A 1,750-nucleotide genomic window follows, 5' to 3' on the forward strand; every position below is an offset into this window, starting at 1 on the left:
ATGGATGTTCACAATCGAAAAAGCTCGCGCCAAAATGGGACGCGCCTACCCAAACCCTTCCAAAGAGTCATAATCACCGTGCAGAGCAACTAGTCGCGGTATGCCAAGCTGATTTGCCAATCCCGGCACGCCGCCTGGCGCATTTGGCGCGGCTCTTTGTCAAGCGCTGACGCGCCCGTGATTGCCGCCGAGTTGTCGCCAACTATCTGTTGCCGATGCAGTCGGGCGAGCTCCGTAAGCTTCCCTGAAATCAGCACCGAATGGCAAGTTCCTTCTTCGAACATAGGCTCGTTGATGCGCGATATGCTTCTGTTGAGCATGTGCGTAAGCTGAACACCAACGCGACAGGCGGCGTCGCTCAAATTCATCCTCTTCTGAACGCAATTCGGTCTGCTCGATCGCACGCCGCAGCGGATGGAAGAGCGCGGAGCGCCCATCCAGAATGGAAACTATGCAGAAAAGAAGAGCACGCATTCACGCCAGACTCGGGAGATTTTCCCGCCAGCTGCATGCAATCGATCCTTGATCTGCCAGCCCATTGGCACGTCGCTGCAACCGCGCACTCGTGGCTGGGAGCGACAGTCAGGCTTCACAAACAACAAGAACTTTTGCAAGTCTGTCTACTGTTCTTGGCGCTGACGCATGGGGCGACCAGAAAGCCAAAATGCCGAACTCTCAAGGAACTTTCAAATCGTTGCCAAGCATGCGGCGGGTTCGCGAAGGAGGCTCTCATACCCGGTCAACAAGCATCTGGGTTGACCCAAGGGTTACGCGAACTTGGCGCGGAAAGCGTCGGCGTCCGTGAAATTGGCGTATCAGGCGGCGATTAACAGTTGACTAGCGGCCGCTTAGCCGAGCGTATCAGAACTGCACTTCAGTCAGCGGCAGATGGGCCTTGCTTGCAGCGATCCGAAGCGATTTCCGATGTGTTACTGAAACGGGCAAGCATGAGCTTGAGGGACCCAACGTCAGCTCGGTAAGTAAGTCCAAACGAATGAGTCGCTCCATAAGCGACGGTGATGCTGCAACGTCCTCCTTTTCGCCGTCGGCCACACAGTTCGTCCTCGCCTGGTGTGAGGATGCCGTAAGCCCAATTCTGATCGCACTCCTTGCAGGGCGCTACCACATCGGATTCCTGCCGAACGACCTGCCCGCCTGTCGGTATTGAGGTTGCACATATCCTTCGTCGGTGCTGCCTCACCGCGGGCAAAACATGCTGATGGTCAGACCGTGCCTTGCCACTCCTCTGCCGCTGGGATCGCAAGCGGCGTTGCGCTGCAAATCGTGTCGATCTGCTGCTTAAGAGCGTGTTAGGCTAGAGCGGCTGCTCTTGAGGACGGAATTCTCCCCCACGCGAGCACCTACTCGGCGGCCTGCATGCATTCGTGCGTATTCCAAGGATGGTGATCAGCTGTTCCAGGCGATGGTGATCGTGGATTCCAGGTGATGGTGATCACGTGCGGAGGCAGATACGACTGACGGGGCTTATGTGTGCTGGAAATCGTCTTCTGGTCAAGACGCGCGGGAGGTTTTGGAGATCGTCCCAGCGGTCCATGGGAGGGCCCCGTGCGCGGCGCGGAGTGCCCCACGAGCAACGTAGCGGCCGCACGGGAGGGACCTGTGGGCCGGTGGGTCGATCGGGCGCGAGGTAGTCACGCGTTTGCCCTTTCGCTGGCCCGCCGACGCAGGCTATCGCCTTTGAGCTCGATGCGGTGGGCGTTGTGAATGATGCGGTCGAGTATGGCGTCGC

The 1,750-nt window shown here is 58.3% G+C and carries 1 protein-coding gene; it reads right to left on the reverse strand.

All coding sequences use genetic code 11. The annotated features are described in order from the left end of the window. Positions 1–1,652: 1,652 nt before the first annotated feature. The coding region (locus tag K288_RS55430; protein ID WP_244443495.1) for an ATP-binding protein at positions 1,653–1,750 on the reverse strand (98 nt) is incomplete at its 5' end.

The sequence above is a fragment of the Bradyrhizobium sp. Ai1a-2 genome, from assembly GCF_000426245.1.
In the GTDB taxonomy this organism is placed as follows: Bacteria; Pseudomonadota; Alphaproteobacteria; order Rhizobiales; family Xanthobacteraceae; genus Bradyrhizobium.